Below are 15,777 nucleotides of genomic sequence, written 5' to 3'. Positions count from 1 at the left end.
AGATTGGTGATGATGAACATGATATCCCAAGCTATGTTCGTAAAGGGAAAATCCAAGCTATCATCAACACAGTTGGTACTAAGCGAACTGCTGATGAAGATGGTGAACAAATCCGCCGTTCAGCTATCGAACATGGTGTACCACTCTTTACAGCTCTAGATACAGCTAATGCCATGCTTAAAGTGCTGGAAAGCCGTAGTTTTGTTACAGAAGCGATCTAGTTGATACAGAATTTTCACAGTTTTAAAGCCAGCGTTTTCTGACGCTGGCTTTTGCAATACAGCTATTGTCTATTTCAACCATCATTCTTTCCTTAAGAATCATTCTAAAATGTGATATAATAAGGGAGAATTGGAAATGGAAAACTATTTTCATTATTTTTTCAAAAATTCCATTAAGAAAATAGGTAAAGACAGATTAGAAAGTGTAAAATTCCGATGTCTTCTCATAAAAAAGTGTCACTCTCTGAGATTAATCAATCTATCGATACTCCAAATAACAACCATTTTTGGCAAAATCTAAAAGCATTTTTAGGACCTGGCGCTCTTGTAGCAGTTGGTTATATGGATCCTGGAAACTGGATTACTAGTGTGGTTGGTGGTGCTTCTTACAAGTATAGTCTCTTATTCGTCATTTTAATTTCATCCATCATCGCCATGCAGCTACAACAGATGGCTGGAAAGCTCGGTATCGTAACTAAGATGGACCTAGCACAGGCAACAGCTCATCATGCTCCCAAGTGGCTTCGCTATAGTTTGTGGGTGATTTTAGAATTAGCTTTAATGGCGACAGACTTGGCTGAGGTTCTAGGTTCAGCGATTGCCTTAAATCTTTTGTTTAAAATACCGATTATGGTCGCTATCCTCTTAACCGTTTTAGATGTATTTCTTTTGTTGTTGTTGATGAAATTTGGCTTCAAAAAAATTGAAGCCATTGTTACGACCCTAATTTTAACCATATTAGCCATCTTTACCTATCTGGTGGCCTTATCCAGTCCAAGTATTCAGGGTATTTTTGGTGGTTACTTACCAACTCCAACATTATTTGAAACACCATTACCTGGTCATGAAAGCCAATTGACCCTGGCTCTAGGAATTGTGGGAGCGACAGTCATGCCCCATAATCTCTATCTTCATTCCTCTCTATCCCAGACAAGGAAAATCAATCACAAAGATAAGAAGGATGTTCGAAAAGCCGTGCGTTTTATGACCTGGGATTCAAATCTTCAGTTGTCCTTAGCCTTTATTGTCAATTCCTTACTTCTTATTTTAGGGGCCTCTCTCTTTTTTGGTCATGCATCTGAAATTTCAGCATTCTCCCAAATGTACAATGCTTTACAGGATTCGACAATAGCAGGAGCGATAGCTAGCTCAACTCTGTCAACTTTGTTTGCTTTAGCCCTTTTAGCAAGTGGTCAAAATTCGACCATTACAGGTACTTTGACAGGACAGATTGTCATGGAAGGCTTCTTGCATCTGAAATTGCCTCAGTGGATTATCCGTATCGGTACCCGTATTTTTGCATTGCTTCCTGTGATTGTTGTTGCCGTTTTGTTTGGATATCAAGAAAAAACCTTGGATCAGTTATTGGTCTATTCACAGGTCTTTTTGTCAATTGCTCTTCCGTTTTCAATCTTCCCCTTAATTTATCTGACCTCTAAGAAGTCACTGATGGGAGAATTCACCAATGCCAAGTGGAACACAATCCTAGGTTACGCAGTTTCATTCATCTTGACCATTCTCAATATCAAGCTTCTTTTCGATATTTTTTAACCTCGTTTGAAATCAATTATAGTGTCAGCGTGAAGGTTGACAAATAGAAAGTAGTAGTGATTGGTTCATAAAAACAAGTACAAAAAAAGAACAGTGGTAACTGTTCTTTTTTATCATTATTTGAGACCGTATTTTTTGTTGAAACGATCCACGCGTCCATCTGCTTGAGTGAACTTTTGACGTCCAGTGTAGAATGGGTGTGAGTCTGATGAAATTTCCACACGGATCAATGGGTAAGTTTCGCCTTCGAACTCAACAGTTTCGTTAGAGCGTTTTGTTGAACCGCTAAGGAATTTGTAACCAGTAGTTGTGTCCATGAAGACAACTGGGCGATATTCTGGATGGATATCTTTTTTCATTTTGCAATATTTCCTTTCTGCCATGGTCTCTTTGCGAGCCATAGATTGTTACCATACTAGTCTATCAGATTCTGATAAGTTTGGCAAGTCTTTTCCCTGATTTTATTAAAAATCTTGATAAAAAATCACTCCAGTGTTTACTGGAGTGACGGTAGAAGAATGATTAGTTCTCTTGTTTTGGAGCTTTTTCTTCTTGTTGATTTTTTACTTCTGTTTCTTTAACTGGTTCTGTGTTTTCTTCTGCTAATTTTGCTTCTTTTTCAGTTTCAGTAGGTTCTGTTTCAGTTGATTCTGTTACAGTTTCAGCTTCAGCCTCTGTTTTTGTTGGTTCGGCTACTGGCTCAGCTTCTGTTTTTGTTTCAGATTCTGTAGTTTCTTCTTTTACTGGTTCTGCATTTTTTTCTGCTGATTCAGCCTCTTCATTAGCTGGTTCCTTAGCTTCTTCTTTTTGCTCGGTTTCCTCTTTAACAGTTTCTGTTTTTTCAGCTGTAGTTTCTTCTTTTTTACGTTCTTGAGATTCTTTTTTGATTTCTTCGACCGCAGTTTTAACGGTAGAGCTTGTTACACGTCCGACAGTTTGAGCAAAATCTTTACCAGACTCAGCTAATTCAGTAAATGACTCTTTTGTAATTTTACCACCTGACATTGCCAAGAGACCAGTTACAACTAGTGCAATGCTAGCAAGAATAGCCAAAATCAAACCAAAGCCGATTGAAATGCCATATCCACCAAAGTTAGACATGTACTTATTTACATTAAAGAGACTATTTAGTGTGACGAGAGTTGCAATTGCACCTGCAACAATGACACCAATTGAGAACCCTTTAGGCATTGCTTTATTCATATTATTCAAGCACGCAAGAACAATAGATACTATAGCAGCGATAATGACAAACCACCCATCTCCTTGGTAACCATTCACACTATAGGACCCAAAAGCACCTGCATTTAAACTAGCCCATGGCAAGAGTGAACCAAGGATTGCTACTCCAGCAGAAATGAGGATATACAAACGATTTTTTTCCATTATTATGTCTCCTTTTATTCAGTTTGATTTATTATACCATAAACTGAGGTACAAAGAAACCGTATATTTTAAGAATATAGCATATAAAAGGCCAAGAAAATTCTTTCTTAGCCTTGGTGAATCTGTAGAGTCTCTTTCAGTTCTTTATATATTTGTTCGTTTTCTTCTAGACTATAGGAATTGGCGCCACTAGCTAATGGATGTCCTCCTCCGTCGTGTCGTTTGGCTATCTCATTGATAGGAGTGATTTTACTACGCATGCGCACACGGAAGTGGCCATCAGCTTGTTCAACAAAGATAGCCCAAGCCTTAACAGTATCAATTCGACCAGGTGCACCAACAATCGCTGCTGTTTCAGCATCCGTAACCTTATATTTTTCCAAGATGTCTTGAGTAAGCAGAACGCGTGCAGCTCCATTCTCATCAACTTCTAAGTGATCATAAACATACCCTTGCAATTTTGCAATCTTGAAGCTCATGGTATCCATTTGACGAGACAATCCAGCAAAGTCAAAATCAATTTCTCGGAGCTGGCCAGCTATTCTAAAGGTACGAGCACTAGTTGAAGGGTAGAGAAAACGCCCTGTGTCCCCGACAATTCCTGCATAGAGAAGTCGTGCCGCTTCACTAGATAAAGCTAGCTGATTTTCTTGAGCAAATAATGCAATCATCTCACTGGCGCTGCTTGAACTTGTATCCACCCATGATAGGTCGCCATAGATATCATCATTTGGATGATGATCGATTTTGATGGTGAAATCAGCTTGTTCGTAGCGTTTATCATCGATACGAGGGCGATTCGCTGTATCACAAATAATCGCAAGAGCTCCTTTGTAGTCACTGTCTTGGACAGTATCCATTTCCGCCATCCAAGTTAGAGTTGGTTCGTTATAACCGACTGCTTTGATGGTCTTTTCTGGAAAATGGTGTGTGAGAAGAGCTTTCAAGCCCACTTGACTCCCTAAGGCATCTGGATCTGGTTTCATATGGCGGTGAATGATAATGGTATCGTATTCTTTGATTTTCTCTAAAATTTGCTGGCAAATTTCCATAAATAACCTCAATTCTTTCTCATTTCATTGTAGCACAAGAATTTTTATTTTTAAAATGAAAAAGATATGATATAATGGAGAAAGATAAATTGAGGAGGACGATATGGCATTAGCAAAAATTGTATTTGCCAGTATGACCGGTAATACCGAAGAAATTGCAGATATTGTAGCAGATAAATTGCGTGACTTGGGCTTGGATGTCGATGTGGATGAATGTACGACTGTTGACGCTTCAGACTTCTTGGAGGCGGATATTGCAATCGTTGCGACTTATACTTACGGTGATGGAGAATTGCCAGATGAGATGATGGACTTCTACGAAGACCTAGCAGATCTCAACTTGAATGGCAAAATTTACGGAGTGGTAGGTTCAGGAGATACCTTCTACGATGAATTCTGTAAGGCTGTTGATGACTTTGATCGCGTATTTGTAGCGACAGGAGCAGAAAAAGGTTCAGAGTGTGTTAAAGTGGACCTCTCTGCCGAAGAAGAAGACATCGAACGTTTGGAACAATTCGCAGAAGAATTGGCTGCAAAAGTAGGATAAAAATCAAGCTGCACTGACTGGAAGAAGTCAGTGCGTTTTTTTATTAGTTATTTTGGGATTTTACTAGCCTATTTGGTGGCTTTTTGATACAATAATTCAAATAAAGGAGGAGACTGTATGAATTTAGATATTATTCGGCAAGAAATTGATCAAATCGACGACCAAATCGTTAAGCTCCTAGAAGAACGGATGCACTTAGTTGAAGGGGTTGTCGCTTATAAGAAAGCATCTGGTAAGCCAATCTTAGATACCAAGCGAGAAGAAATCATTTTTGAAAAAGTCAGAAATCGAGTAGAAGATAAGCGCTATCAGGAGACCATTGTTGCGACTTTTTCAGACATTCTCAAACGTTCGCGTGATTATCAGGATCAAAATATCAAATGAAAAAAGAACAATTCTATCCGCTAGGAATTTTTCTGGCTGCAATGGTGGGAGGCCTTGTCCGCTATCTGGTTTCTACTTGGTTACCAGCCAGTCCAGACTTTCCTTGGGGCACCCTCCTTGTCAACTATCTGGGAATTTTCTGCTTGGTCTATCTGGTGAAAGGCTATCTGGTCTATAAGGAAACTAGTAAAGGCTTGGTTTTGGCGCTGGGGACAGGATTTTGTGGAGGCCTGACAACCTTTTCTAGTCTAATGCTTGATGCTGTGAAATTGCTCGATACCGGGCGTTATCTTAGTTTAGGCATTTACTTACTTTTGAGTATTGGTGGAGGTCTACTCTTGGCTTATGTTCTAGGGAGGAAGAAATGGTAATCGTTTATCTTGCAATCGCCTGCGGGTTCGGAGCCCTGGTGCGTTATTTCTTTTCCCGCTATAATCAAGCTTCAAAATTACCTCTAGGAACTCTCATAGCCAATCTTATAGGATGTTTTTTAATTGGCTTACTCTACAATCATGTGGAGTCCAAGGAAATCTATGCTATCCTAGCGACAGGTTTTTGTGGAGGGTTGACGACCTTTTCAACCTTGAATGATGAGCTGCAAAGACTGTTAAGTGACAAGAAGGTATTTTATAGCTATTTTCTCTTAACTTACATAGGCGGTTTTCTAGCGATTTTTTTAGGAATTCTGCTATAAATTTCTTTACTTTTAGGTGGAAATTTGGTAAACTGTATCTTGTGTGTAATGGACGCACAAAAATACAGTTTATCCGCTGAGGAAGGTTCCTCAAGATTGACAAAGATAGGAGAATAAAATGAATCCATTAATCCAAAGCTTGACTGAAGGTCAACTTCGTACAGATATCCCATCATTCCGTCCTGGTGACACAGTTCGTGTACACGCGAAAGTTGTCGAAGGTAACCGTGAACGTATCCAGATTTTTGAAGGTGTTGTTATCGCACGTAAAGGTGCTGGCATCTCAGAAAACTACACAGTTCGTAAAATCTCTAACGGTGTAGGTGTTGAGCGTATCTTCCCAATTCACACTCCACGTGTTGAAAAAATCGAAGTTGTTCGTTACGGTAAAGTACGTCGTGCGAAATTGTACTACTTGCGTGCTCTTCAAGGTAAGGCAGCTCGTATCAAAGAAATCCGTCGTTAATTCGACTAAAAACTCTGCTCACCCAGCAGGGTTTTTCTCTAGCTCCCTTAGTTCAATGGATATAACAACTCCCTCCTAAGGAGTAGTTGCAGGTTCGATTCCTGCAGGGGGCATAATTCAATCAAAAAGCACTGAATGATCAGTGTTTTTTCTTTGATAAAATTTAGAAACTATTTCATAAGAAATATGTAATATGGTATAATGAGGTAAGGATTATTCTTTCATAAAAAGGTGCAACAGTGTGACTTTATCAGGGATCTGGTGACGTTACATCTGTACTCTGAAGTGAACTTTCTTCACAAACCAGAAGTAAATTTTGTGTCGTGTATAAATGTACGATGGAGGAACTAAATTTTTTAAAGCAATCCGATTTAGAAATATATAGGAAACTAATGTAAGGGATATATAGGATTAGGAAAGAAAATGAAATTAGCTAAAAAATTGTTTATAAATAGACCAATGAGGTCTCAGTATTTTCTATCACTTATTTTGGAGATTCCAATTATTATTTGTTTTATCACAAATATTCCACAAGTATTGTGGCAGTGGTATATAACGATAGGCTATACAGTGATCTCTCTTACATACTATATAACAAATCGTGGCGATCGGAATTATTATTTTATTTCGGTATCTGATCAGTCAAGTAAGGAATACACTCTTAAATTCTGGAAATCAGTTTTGAATTCACTACTTACAATTACTAAGTATATTTTTATGGGAATTTTATTCCAAACGATGTTAGAAAGTTTATTTGGGGAGTTCATTATTGCGGATAAAGTAATTTCAATTTATAGACTTACATTTATAGTAGCAATGTACTTTATTTTATCGAAGATTTTATTCATTCTAACTAGGATGCCCCCTGTTTATACTTTGTCCTATATTGCTATTCCCTTATTTACTTTTTCTTTAATAGGAATAGAAAAATCTATTCTCAGTTGGACTTTTGCATCATTAATATTATTAAGTTTATTACCTCAATTTTTTAATGAAGATATAAAATTATTACAAACAAAGAAACTTACAACAATTGTGAATGATAAAGCTGATAATGAGAGTAAGGAAAAATTTATAAGATTAAGATATCAGATTTTGTTATTTATCCCATTCTTGTATCTTGCACTCATTATTTCAGAACGTGTGATATATAGTGATCAATTTAATTTCTTATATAATTATTTATTTATAAAGCATGAAAATATTTTAACGTTCTCATATTTTTCAGTATTAAATATTATAGTTACGGTTTGTAAAATACTGGTAGTGTTATTTATATTGATTGTATTTTTTGAGTTTGAAGACAATATCACTGATAAGTTATCGAAATTTGTTTTAACTAAAGTTTTAAAAAAAGAAATTAAAGCTTGTCTATATGGAAAATATAATAAGGTGTTTTTTAGTAATAAAAAATGGCAGTTCGATGAGTCAGATTATTATTTGTGCATTAGTAACAGTTTTCATAGTGCTAATAAAGATATATATACTTATGAAAGAGGGATTATAAAAACAGAAGATAATTTCAAGAATGTTAAAATAGTTTCCAAGGATATTTTGTTAATTGATGAAACCTATTATGTAAAATCTACTTCAGATATTTATAAGACATTGTCGCAAAATAATAAATCAAATGGTTATAGGTTATTAAAAAGGCCAGATTCTTTTGTCTTTTTATTTCCGTTTTCTTTGGCAGCTATTTTCATGTTTGGTTCCATAGTAGCAAACAACGTGATGGCTAATCATTTTAGAGGCGAGTATGTTTTTGCTAATGTAAAAGAAGATCGTATCGAAAGTGTAGATGAGTCAAAAAAAATTCAATTCAAAAATAATAAGATTTTATCTTGTAAGGAAACTTATAAAGTAGATAATGTAACGATGCAAATTCTAGATAGTAATTCTGAAGTAGTTGGAGCGTATAACAAACAAGGTATTATTGTATTTAAGGATGATAACCAAAATGTAAGCTATTATATTTTGAAGTCTTCTGAATTATTTAAAATTATAACTAATGAATAATATTGTTCTTAAATTTTTGGGAGTCATTAGATTTTATGGTAGTGTACAATAAGTTGTGTAAATACAAACTGAACTTATCGATCCTAGTCAACTATAAACAATCTAATCACCCATAATGAACCTCTTTTGGATATGAATGGAATATTCACTAAAAAAATTAAGCAAAACCTTTGACCAAAAATTGACCAAAAGTATTCAAAAGATTATTAGAATAGGATTTGTAAACCTTAGTTCGATTCCTGCAAGGGGCATAGAAACTATTGATTTTACTGGGTGTTTGAGGTGTTTCGCCCCAAATTCGCCCCCAAATTACAAGAATTATATAAAGTATAGACATAGGTTCGATAAGAAACCGCTAGAATTACTTTGACAAATTATCATGAATTATAAAATTTGGAGTACTAATGGTCGATAAAGATTGTTCTTTTGATAAGGTAAAAGTTATCTTAAACGGAACTAGCAATTTTTATATTTCTTCAAAAGAAGAATTGAATAAATGCTTAGATCATGTTGTTCAGTTGATTTCGGATTCATATGTTTTATATATAAATAATTCATATACCTCCTCCTCTTTTTTAACTATTAGTGTGCTAGAAGAGGTTGGAAAAATTCAAATGGGAATATTTATTAAAGGTTCAGATTCCTATGTGAGAAAAGATAAATTAAGGGATCATAAGTCTAAACAAATTGTTGGAGCGAGCTACACTATTTGTATGGGAGAAAGGATTAACAATGTAATTTCTAATGAAAATTTGGAAAAGATATTTCAATTTATTTATTCTGGTGAATTAAAAGATTTAAGAGAAAAAGCAATTTATTGTGATAGAAAAAATAACAATATTGTGACACCAAAAGATTTAATCACTCAAGAATTTGCAAGAAATTTACTTTTATTTGCGATAGAATCGTTTGATGATAATCTTGTTGGCTGGACGAATTACTCAATAGAGTTATCAAAGAAAACTGATTTGTTTTTTGAAATTATTGCTAATTCTAAGATGAAATAGACAAAAACCGCTCAGCAGAGCGGTTTTCGTCTATTCTTACCTTTTGCTACAATACCCAGGTACGAATAGCATGGGCTACGCCAGATTCGTCATTTGTTTTGGTGATGTATTTGGCGATTTTTTTGAGTTCTGGATTTCCATTTTCCATAACAACGGGGTTTCCAACGACTTCGAGCATGGTGCGGTCATTTTCTTCGTCGCCGATCGCCATGGTTTCATCTTTGGTCAATCCTAGTTTTTTAGCTAGGTGAGTGATGGCTGAACCCTTGTCTACATTCTTTTTAAGGAGTTCAAGGTAGAAAGGAGCAGACTTGTTGATAGAGTAGCGTTCGTAAAATTCTGCTGGAATCTTTTCAATCGTAGCATCGAGAATATCTGGTTCATCGATAAACATACATTTGACGATTTCCTTGCCAGCCATTTCTTCAGGAGTGCGGTAAAAAATGGGCATGCTGACGAGGGTTGATTCGTGCACTGTGTATTTTCCGATATTGCGATTGGCTGTGTAGATACCGTCCTTAGTAATAGCATGCATGTGGACACCGAGCTTACGACTGAGGAATTCCATATCTAGATAATCCTCATAGGTCAAGGATTCGCTGATAATCTCATGGCCAGTAGCAGTCTCTTGGACAAGGGCACCGTTGAAGGTTACTACATAGTCACCCTCGTCTCTCAACTGTAAGTCGTCCAGAAGTTTGGCAACACCTGCAATGGGACGACCCGTTGCAATCACGATTTTGACACCAGCTTGTTTGGCGTCTTGAATGGCAGAAAAGACTTCCGGAGTGATCTCCTTTTTACTGTTAACCAGGGTACCATCAATATCGACGGCGATTAGTTTAATACTCATAAATTTCCTCTATTCGTTCTTATTTGGGCTAAAATGATCGTTCTCAATCAAGTGTAAAAATTGCTGGGTAATGCTTGCGAAGATGCTGTTTTGGTCCAACATTTCTTTCGGGAAATAAAAACGATTATCTCCGTGGCGACTGCCAGCAAGGGATTGGACGATAGGAGACAGGCTAGAGAGTTCTGCCAGTTCTCCATTTTTCTGTAGAATCTCAATCTGTGTCCGCGGGTTTTCAGATTCGGGACGATAGATATCATAAGGGAGATCAAAGTTCTTATGAATAGCAGTGTAGTAGTCTGGATCAAAACCGATTTCTTCAACCAGTTGTCTCATGGTTGCGAGTTGGTCTTGGTCTTTTTCTGAAAAAGTAATGGATTTAAAGACCTTGCGGTTGACAAAACGTTGCGACAAGTCTGCGAGAATCTTGTCAGGACTGGTCATCCAGAGCTGGAAGTAGGTATTCATCACGCCATCATCAAGTGCCAGATAGTCAGATAGAGTAACTTTCTTTTCAAAAAAAGGTAGCAAATGAGGAGAAGTGCGTGCAAAGAAGTCCTTGTCTTCAGGATAGAGTTCCTTAGCGCGTTTGAGTAGATTCTGTAGGAGAACTTCCATAGCCCGTGTTGCTGGGTGGAAATAAACCTGCATATACATCTGGTAGCGACTGAGAACATAGTCTTCGATTGCATGCATGCCATTGCGCTGAAAGGCGATGCCATTTTCGACAGGACGAATGACTCGAAGGATCCGTGTCAGGTCAAATTCCCCATAAGATGCTCCTGTAAAATAGGAGTCGCGCAAGAGATAGTCCATGCGGTCTGCATCAATCTGACTGGAAATGAGCTGTACGACCTGCTTGTTAGGGTAGGTATGATCGATGACACTGGCTACCTTCTCCGGGAAATCGGGTGCTACTTGTAGCAGAACTTGGTGAATCTCTGTCTCAGGACTTTGGATGATTTCCTGGGTAATAGCTTCATGATCTGTATCAAAGAGATGTTCAAAAGTATGGGAGTAGGCACCATGCCCAAGGTCATGAAGGAGCGCAGCGGTCATGGTCAAGAGAGACTCAGCAGGATCCCATTCTTCAGGATATTTTTCTTCAAAAATCTCCGTTATACGTCGTGCAATCTCATAGACTCCTAGACAGTGAGAGAAGCGACTGTGCTCACCACCATGGAAAGTATAGCTGGAAGTTCCTAGTTGCTTAATACGGCGCAGACGTTGAAATTCTTTTGTATTGATCAAGTCATAGATGACTTGATTATTAACATGGATATAATTGTGAACTGGGTCACGGAATACTTTTTCATTCATATGACCATTATAGCAAAATCCTGCTCTTTTTGGTAAAATAGTAGGACAAGAGACAAGAAAGAGGATTTGATGTGAAGATTCGGATGCGCAATACGATTCAGTTTGATGAACAGTTGGAAGTCGTTGACCAACTCTATGACGTGGAAGTACGTGAAAAGGGGGATTATAGCTATTTACTCTTTTATAATGAGGAAAAGGAGAAAGTGGTTCTCAAGTTTCATCAAGAAGAATTGGTGATGACCCGTTTCTCAAAGCCCAATACCATCATGCGTTTTCTAAAGGATAGTGATAGTTTGGCATATATTCCTACTCCAATGGGGATGCAGGAGTTTATCATTCAAACGAATCACTACAAACTGGATGGGCAAAAGATTGAGCTTGCCTATCAACTGCAAAACAAAGAGGGACACCCCTTTGCCAGCTATCAATTAGAAATTACTTGGGGATAAGAAAAAGGTTGGCGAATGCCAACCTTATTTGATATAGAGTTCTTGATTTTTTAGGACAATTTCTCGAACTGTAGCAAACTTCTTGAGTTTTTTAAGTTCTTCAGGATGGGTTACGAGAGTGATCACATAGCCTTCTTTACCCATTCGACCTGTACGGCCAGCGCGGTGAGTGTAAGTTTCCATGTCTCTAGGAATATCAAAGTTTACGACACATTCTAGGCTATCGATATCAATTCCGCGAGCCAGAAGGTCTGTTGCAAGGAGCAAGGTTAACTGCTTGTCCTTAAACTTTTCCAAGATAACTTTTCTAAACTTGACATTGACATCACTAGCGAGGGAAACAGCCAAGACATCTCGATATTGCAGTTTTTCTTCCGCACTTCCAAGGTCTGATAGGCTATTAAAGAAGACAAGGCCACGAAAATCCTCTACATGAGCCAGTTTTCGTAGCATATCCACTCGGTGACGTTGGTCTACCTGCATGTAGAAATGCTGGATGTTATCCAATTTTTGGTCAGAGAGATCAATAGTGCGCGTGTTTGGCGCAATCTTTTCTTGGTCAAACTTGGTCGTCGCACTCATGTAGATGAGTTGATGGTCACGAGGTGCGTAGTGAGTGATTTTCTCGACAAAGTGAATCTGAGAATCATCGAGCAATTGGTCAAATTCATCCAGGATGATGGTTTCCACATTCATCATCTTGATTTTTTTCAATTTAATCAACTCAAAGATACGGCCAGGGGTTCCAATCAGTATTTCTGGTCCTTTTTTGAGTCGTTCAATCTGGCGTTTCTGACTGGAACCTGATAAGAAGAGCTGAGCAGTCAAGCCGATAGCCTCTGCCCACGTTTTACACACGTCAAAAATCTGTCCAGCCAGTTCGGTATTTGGTGCTAGAATCAAGAGCTGCTGGGATTTTTTCTTTTTCAGTCTGAGTAGACTTGGGAGTAAGTAAGCGAGGGTCTTACCAGTTCCTGTTGGGCTCACTCCTAGGAGATTTTCTCCAGCAAGAATAGGCTCAAATAGTTGAGTTTGAATGGGGGTAAATTCTTGGAAACCGAGTTGGTCGCTCAATTCCTGCCATTCAGTCGGTAGTTTGGTTTTCATTTTTCTGCCTCAAATCTAATGCCAGCAGTCTGGCGCATGGTATATAATAGGTCATGAACAGAACCTGCATCATCCAACCAGTTCTGGTAAAGTGTCTGATCTGGTTGCTGGATCATGTGTGCAAATGCGGCGGCTTCCTCAGTCATCGTATGAGGAGCTTGTTGGATAGGGAGCTGGACTTGATTTCCTCGGTGGTCGCTAAAAATAGCTGAGCGGACATGTTCAATCGTGTTAAGAGTCAAGGTTCCATCTGCTGTGTAAATCTCACAAGGAAGATTGGAAGTGATGTTTTTCCCAGCCTTGATATGAACTTGAAAGTTAGGGTAGAAGAGGATACCATCGCCATTTAGGTCAATGCTATTGTCAAGCTGTTGAGCCTGATAGGTCGCGTCTTGGGCCTTTCCAAAGAGACGAATAGCAGCGTAGATAGGATAAATCCCCAAGTCCATAAGAGCTCCACCAGCAAAACGGTCTGAAAAGACATTGGGAGTCTGTCCAGCCAACAAGTCAGGCATCTTGGAAGAATACTTGGCATAGTTGAAATCTGCTCCCAGCACTTGCTTGTCTGCTAAAAAGTTTTTGATAGTAGTAAAGGCTTCCTCGTGGTAATTACGAGCTGCTTCAAAAATAAAACAGTGATTTTTCTCAGCTGTTTGTCTCAAATCTAGCCATTCATGTGGCTGAGTAACAGCAGGTTTTTCAAGAATGACATGTTTACCTGCAGACAAGGCAGTCTTGGCTTGAACAAAATGCAAGGAGTTTGGACTAGCGATATAGACTACATCAAAGGAAGACTGAAAGAATTCCTCTAATTGATCAAAGAGTTGGATATTCTTATAGCGGGAAGCAAAGGTTGCGGCAGTTTCTAACTTTCTAGAGTAGACAGCAACCAGCTGGTATTGGCCACTGGTATGGGCTGCCTCTATGAAGTGATGACTGATAGCGCTTGTTCCGATGACACCTAGTTTAAGCATAGATACTCCTTTTCCGACTTTAAATCCTTCCTTCATTATAACATAGAAAAGAAGGACTATCCAACAGATGGTAAAAATTTTCAAATGGACTACGCTTTTCTTAAAGAAAGTGGTACAATATTGAAATGAGTAAATGAAACTGAAATGGGAGAGATAATGAGATTATTACCAATAAGAAAAATATCTCGTCAGTCTAAAAGACTAGCGCTTTTTTTGACCTTTTGTGCAGGATATGTCGATGCCTATACCTTTATCGTTCGAGGGAACACCCTTGTGGCTGGACAAACTGGGAATGTGGTTTTTCTTTCTGTAGGACTCATTCAGCAGAATGTATCGGACGCCAGTGCCAAAGTAATGACCTTGTTTTCCTTTATGATGGGTGTCTTTTTTCTGACATTGTATAAGGAAAAACTACGAATTGTTAAAAAGCCGATTTTGTCCTTGATTCCACTTGCAGTCCTGTCCCTAATTATAGGCTTTGTGCCGCAAACGGTTGATAATATCTATCTCGTACCGCCCTTGGCCTTCTGTATGGGGCTGGTGACAACTGCTTTTGGAGAAGTGTCAGGGATTGCCTATAATAATGCTTTTATGACAGGGAATATCAAACGTACCATGTTGGCTTTTGGAGATTATTTCCGGACCAATCATACGCCTTTCCTACGAGAGGGCTTGATTTTTGTTAGCTTGCTTAGCAGTTTTGTCTTCGGAGTTGTTTTTTCAGCTTATTTGACGATTTACTATCAGGAGAAGACAATTCTAGGAGTTCCTCTTATGATGAGTATCTTTTACTTCAGTATGCTTTTTGCTTCTTGGAGAAAAAAAGGGAAAGAAAAAGCTTAATTTTAATTGATTTTACTTGTAAGAAAAAAGAAGATATGCTATACTTGAAGAGTTGACTATGCACAGTCCTGTGCAACCGCACGAACATCGTTTGCTCGTCGTATAACAAATTTAAACTTTGTTATACTTAGAGCTCTTCTTTTAAGTGGTTCGTCCCACGATGCTAGGCGAGTCTTCACAAAAATACGGGGAAACCCTAAAAATCATAGGAGGTGCATAATGAGCACATACGCAATTATCAAAACTGGCGGAAAACAAGTTAAAGTTGAAGTTGGTCAAGCAGTTTACGTTGAAAAATTGAACGTTGAAGCTGGTCAAGAAGTTACTTTTAACGAAGTTGTTCTTGTTGGTGGTGAAAACACTGTTGTCGGAACTCCACTTGTTGCTGGAGCTACTGTAGTTGGAACTGTTGAAAAACAAGGAAAACAAAAGAAAGTTGTTACTTACAAGTACAAACCTAAAAAAGGTAGCCACCGTAAACAAGGTCACCGTCAACCATATACAAAAGTTGTCATCAACGCGATCAACGCTTAATTTTAAGGAGAACACATGATACAAGCAGTCTTTGAGAGAGCCGAAGATGGCGAGCTGAGGAGTGCGGAAATTACTGGACACGCCGAAAGTGGCGAATACGGCTTAGATGTCGTGTGTGCATCGGTTTCTACGCTTGCCATTAACTTTATCAATTCCATTGAGAAATTTGCAGGCTATGAACCAATCTTAGAATTAAACGAAGATGAAGGTGGCTATCTAAAGGTTGATATACCAGCGGATCTTCCTTCACACCAGAGAGAAATGACCCAGTTATTCTTCGAATCATTTTTCTTAGGTATGGCAAACTTATCGGAGAACTCATCTGAGTTCGTCCAAACCAGAGTTATCACAGAAAACTAACACGGAGGAAAACATT

Annotated in this window: 19 protein-coding genes, 1 tRNA gene, 1 pseudogene and 1 other annotated feature; of the genes and pseudogenes, 14 read left to right on the top strand and 7 right to left on the bottom strand. The window is 38.2% G+C overall.

What is annotated here, in order from left to right; translation table 11 throughout:
- Both PCY17_RS11065 and PCY17_RS11060 read left to right on the top strand, forming a co-directional pair.
- Positions 1-221, top strand: a pseudogene (locus PCY17_RS11065) (carbamoyl-phosphate synthase large subunit); the annotation flags it as partial.
- 216 nt (positions 222-437) lie between these two features.
- Complete coding sequence (locus PCY17_RS11060) at positions 438-1,772, top strand: Nramp family divalent metal transporter (RefSeq protein WP_301395539.1); 1,335 nt, start codon at positions 438-440, stop codon at positions 1,770-1,772.
- Between the two features lie 116 nt (positions 1,773-1,888).
- On the opposite strand, the gene PCY17_RS11055 is transcribed toward PCY17_RS11060, so the two are convergent.
- From PCY17_RS11055 to PCY17_RS11045, 3 genes are all read right to left on the bottom strand, one after another.
- Complete coding sequence (locus PCY17_RS11055) at positions 1,889-2,131, bottom strand: type B 50S ribosomal protein L31 (protein WP_000710762.1); 243 nt, start codon at positions 2,129-2,131, stop codon at positions 1,889-1,891.
- A 163-nt stretch (positions 2,132-2,294) separates the two neighbouring features.
- On the bottom strand, positions 2,295-3,158 hold the full coding sequence (locus PCY17_RS11050; RefSeq protein ID WP_301395537.1) for a lantibiotic ABC transporter permease: 864 nt from the start codon (positions 3,156-3,158) through the stop codon (positions 2,295-2,297).
- Positions 3,159-3,265: 107 nt separating this feature from the next.
- Positions 3,266-4,210, bottom strand: a complete 945-nt coding sequence (locus PCY17_RS11045) for a bifunctional oligoribonuclease/PAP phosphatase NrnA (protein ID WP_301395535.1) — start codon at positions 4,208-4,210, stop codon at positions 3,266-3,268.
- A 103-nt stretch (positions 4,211-4,313) separates the two neighbouring features.
- On the opposite strand from PCY17_RS11045, the gene PCY17_RS11040 reads away from it, so the two are divergent.
- From PCY17_RS11040 to PCY17_RS11005, 8 genes are all read left to right on the top strand, one after another.
- Positions 4,314-4,757 (top strand): flavodoxin, encoded by a 444-nt coding sequence (locus PCY17_RS11040; protein ID WP_001162125.1) that lies wholly within the window; start codon positions 4,314-4,316, stop codon positions 4,755-4,757.
- A 117-nt stretch (positions 4,758-4,874) separates the two neighbouring features.
- The gene (locus tag PCY17_RS11035; RefSeq protein ID WP_084851695.1) at positions 4,875-5,141 is read left to right on the top strand and encodes a chorismate mutase; all 267 of its coding nucleotides are present in this window, start codon (positions 4,875-4,877) and stop codon (positions 5,139-5,141) included.
- Positions 5,138-5,512, top strand: a complete 375-nt coding sequence (gene crcB, locus PCY17_RS11030) for a fluoride efflux transporter CrcB (protein WP_084944449.1) — start codon at positions 5,138-5,140, stop codon at positions 5,510-5,512. Before PCY17_RS11035 ends, crcB (PCY17_RS11030) begins: the two co-directional genes overlap by 4 nt.
- Positions 5,506-5,835 carry a fluoride efflux transporter CrcB gene (gene crcB / locus PCY17_RS11025; RefSeq protein WP_084936706.1) on the top strand — a complete coding sequence of 110 codons (330 nt, stop codon included), beginning with the start codon at positions 5,506-5,508 and terminating at the stop codon, positions 5,833-5,835. Before crcB (PCY17_RS11030) ends, crcB (PCY17_RS11025) begins: the two co-directional genes overlap by 7 nt.
- Positions 5,836-5,953: 118 nt before the next feature.
- Positions 5,954-6,301 carry a 50S ribosomal protein L19 gene (gene rplS / locus PCY17_RS11020; RefSeq protein WP_001068669.1) on the top strand — a complete coding sequence of 116 codons (348 nt, stop codon included), beginning with the start codon at positions 5,954-5,956 and terminating at the stop codon, positions 6,299-6,301.
- Positions 6,302-6,342: 41 nt separating this feature from the next.
- Positions 6,343-6,414: transfer RNA gene (locus PCY17_RS11015), tRNA-Arg, on the top strand.
- 310 nt (positions 6,415-6,724) lie between these two features.
- Positions 6,725-8,317 (top strand): hypothetical protein, encoded by a 1,593-nt coding sequence (locus PCY17_RS11010; protein ID WP_301395103.1) that lies wholly within the window; start codon positions 6,725-6,727, stop codon positions 8,315-8,317.
- Positions 8,318-8,721: 404 nt separating this feature from the next.
- Positions 8,722-9,324, top strand: coding sequence for an AbiV family abortive infection protein (locus PCY17_RS11005; RefSeq protein ID WP_301395101.1), 603 nt, complete (start codon positions 8,722-8,724; stop codon positions 9,322-9,324).
- Positions 9,325-9,370: 46 nt separating this feature from the next.
- Here PCY17_RS11005 and yidA read toward each other — a convergent pair whose 3' ends face one another.
- Together yidA and PCY17_RS10995 are read right to left on the bottom strand one after the other, a co-directional pair.
- Positions 9,371-10,177, bottom strand: a complete 807-nt coding sequence (gene yidA, locus PCY17_RS11000) for a sugar-phosphatase (RefSeq protein WP_301395099.1) — start codon at positions 10,175-10,177, stop codon at positions 9,371-9,373.
- 9 nt (positions 10,178-10,186) lie between these two features.
- A complete protein-coding gene (locus PCY17_RS10995; protein WP_301395097.1) occupies positions 10,187-11,494 on the bottom strand; it encodes an HD domain-containing protein in 1,308 nt (435 codons plus the stop codon).
- A gap of 71 nt (positions 11,495-11,565) precedes the next feature.
- Between PCY17_RS10995 and PCY17_RS10990 the strand changes: the two genes are divergently transcribed.
- Entirely contained in the window at positions 11,566-11,943 is a 378-nt protein-coding gene (locus PCY17_RS10990) for a DUF1934 domain-containing protein (protein WP_301395095.1), read from the top strand.
- Between the two features lie 24 nt (positions 11,944-11,967).
- Here PCY17_RS10990 and PCY17_RS10985 read toward each other — a convergent pair whose 3' ends face one another.
- Positions 11,968-13,050: a DEAD/DEAH box helicase gene (locus PCY17_RS10985; RefSeq protein WP_301395092.1), complete on the bottom strand. Its 1,083-nt coding sequence runs from the start codon at positions 13,048-13,050 to the stop codon at positions 11,968-11,970.
- Positions 13,047-14,024: a Gfo/Idh/MocA family protein gene (locus PCY17_RS10980; protein WP_084944453.1), complete on the bottom strand. Its 978-nt coding sequence runs from the start codon at positions 14,022-14,024 to the stop codon at positions 13,047-13,049. Before PCY17_RS10980 ends, PCY17_RS10985 begins: the two co-directional genes overlap by 4 nt.
- A gap of 156 nt (positions 14,025-14,180) precedes the next feature.
- Between PCY17_RS10980 and PCY17_RS10975 the strand changes: the two genes are divergently transcribed.
- The 3 genes from PCY17_RS10975 to PCY17_RS10965 all read left to right on the top strand — a co-directional run bounded on the left by PCY17_RS10975 (position 14,181) and on the right by PCY17_RS10965 (position 15,761).
- On the top strand, positions 14,181-14,867 hold the full coding sequence (locus PCY17_RS10975) for a YoaK family protein (RefSeq protein ID WP_162287143.1): 687 nt from the start codon (positions 14,181-14,183) through the stop codon (positions 14,865-14,867).
- A 64-nt stretch (positions 14,868-14,931) separates the two neighbouring features.
- Positions 14,932-15,052: a sequence feature (ribosomal protein L21 leader region), on the top strand.
- Positions 15,053-15,086: 34 nt separating this feature from the next.
- The gene (gene rplU / locus PCY17_RS10970; RefSeq protein WP_000109141.1) at positions 15,087-15,401 is read left to right on the top strand and encodes a 50S ribosomal protein L21; all 315 of its coding nucleotides are present in this window, start codon (positions 15,087-15,089) and stop codon (positions 15,399-15,401) included.
- Between the two features lie 15 nt (positions 15,402-15,416).
- Entirely contained in the window at positions 15,417-15,761 is a 345-nt protein-coding gene (locus PCY17_RS10965; RefSeq protein ID WP_000613696.1) for a ribosomal-processing cysteine protease Prp, read from the top strand.
- The last annotated feature ends 16 nt before the right edge of the window (positions 15,762-15,777 follow it).

This window comes from Streptococcus sp. SO2, assembly GCF_030440025.1.
The sequence above is the reverse complement of the archived record's forward strand: the minus strand, read 5'-3'. Positions and strand labels throughout refer to the sequence as shown.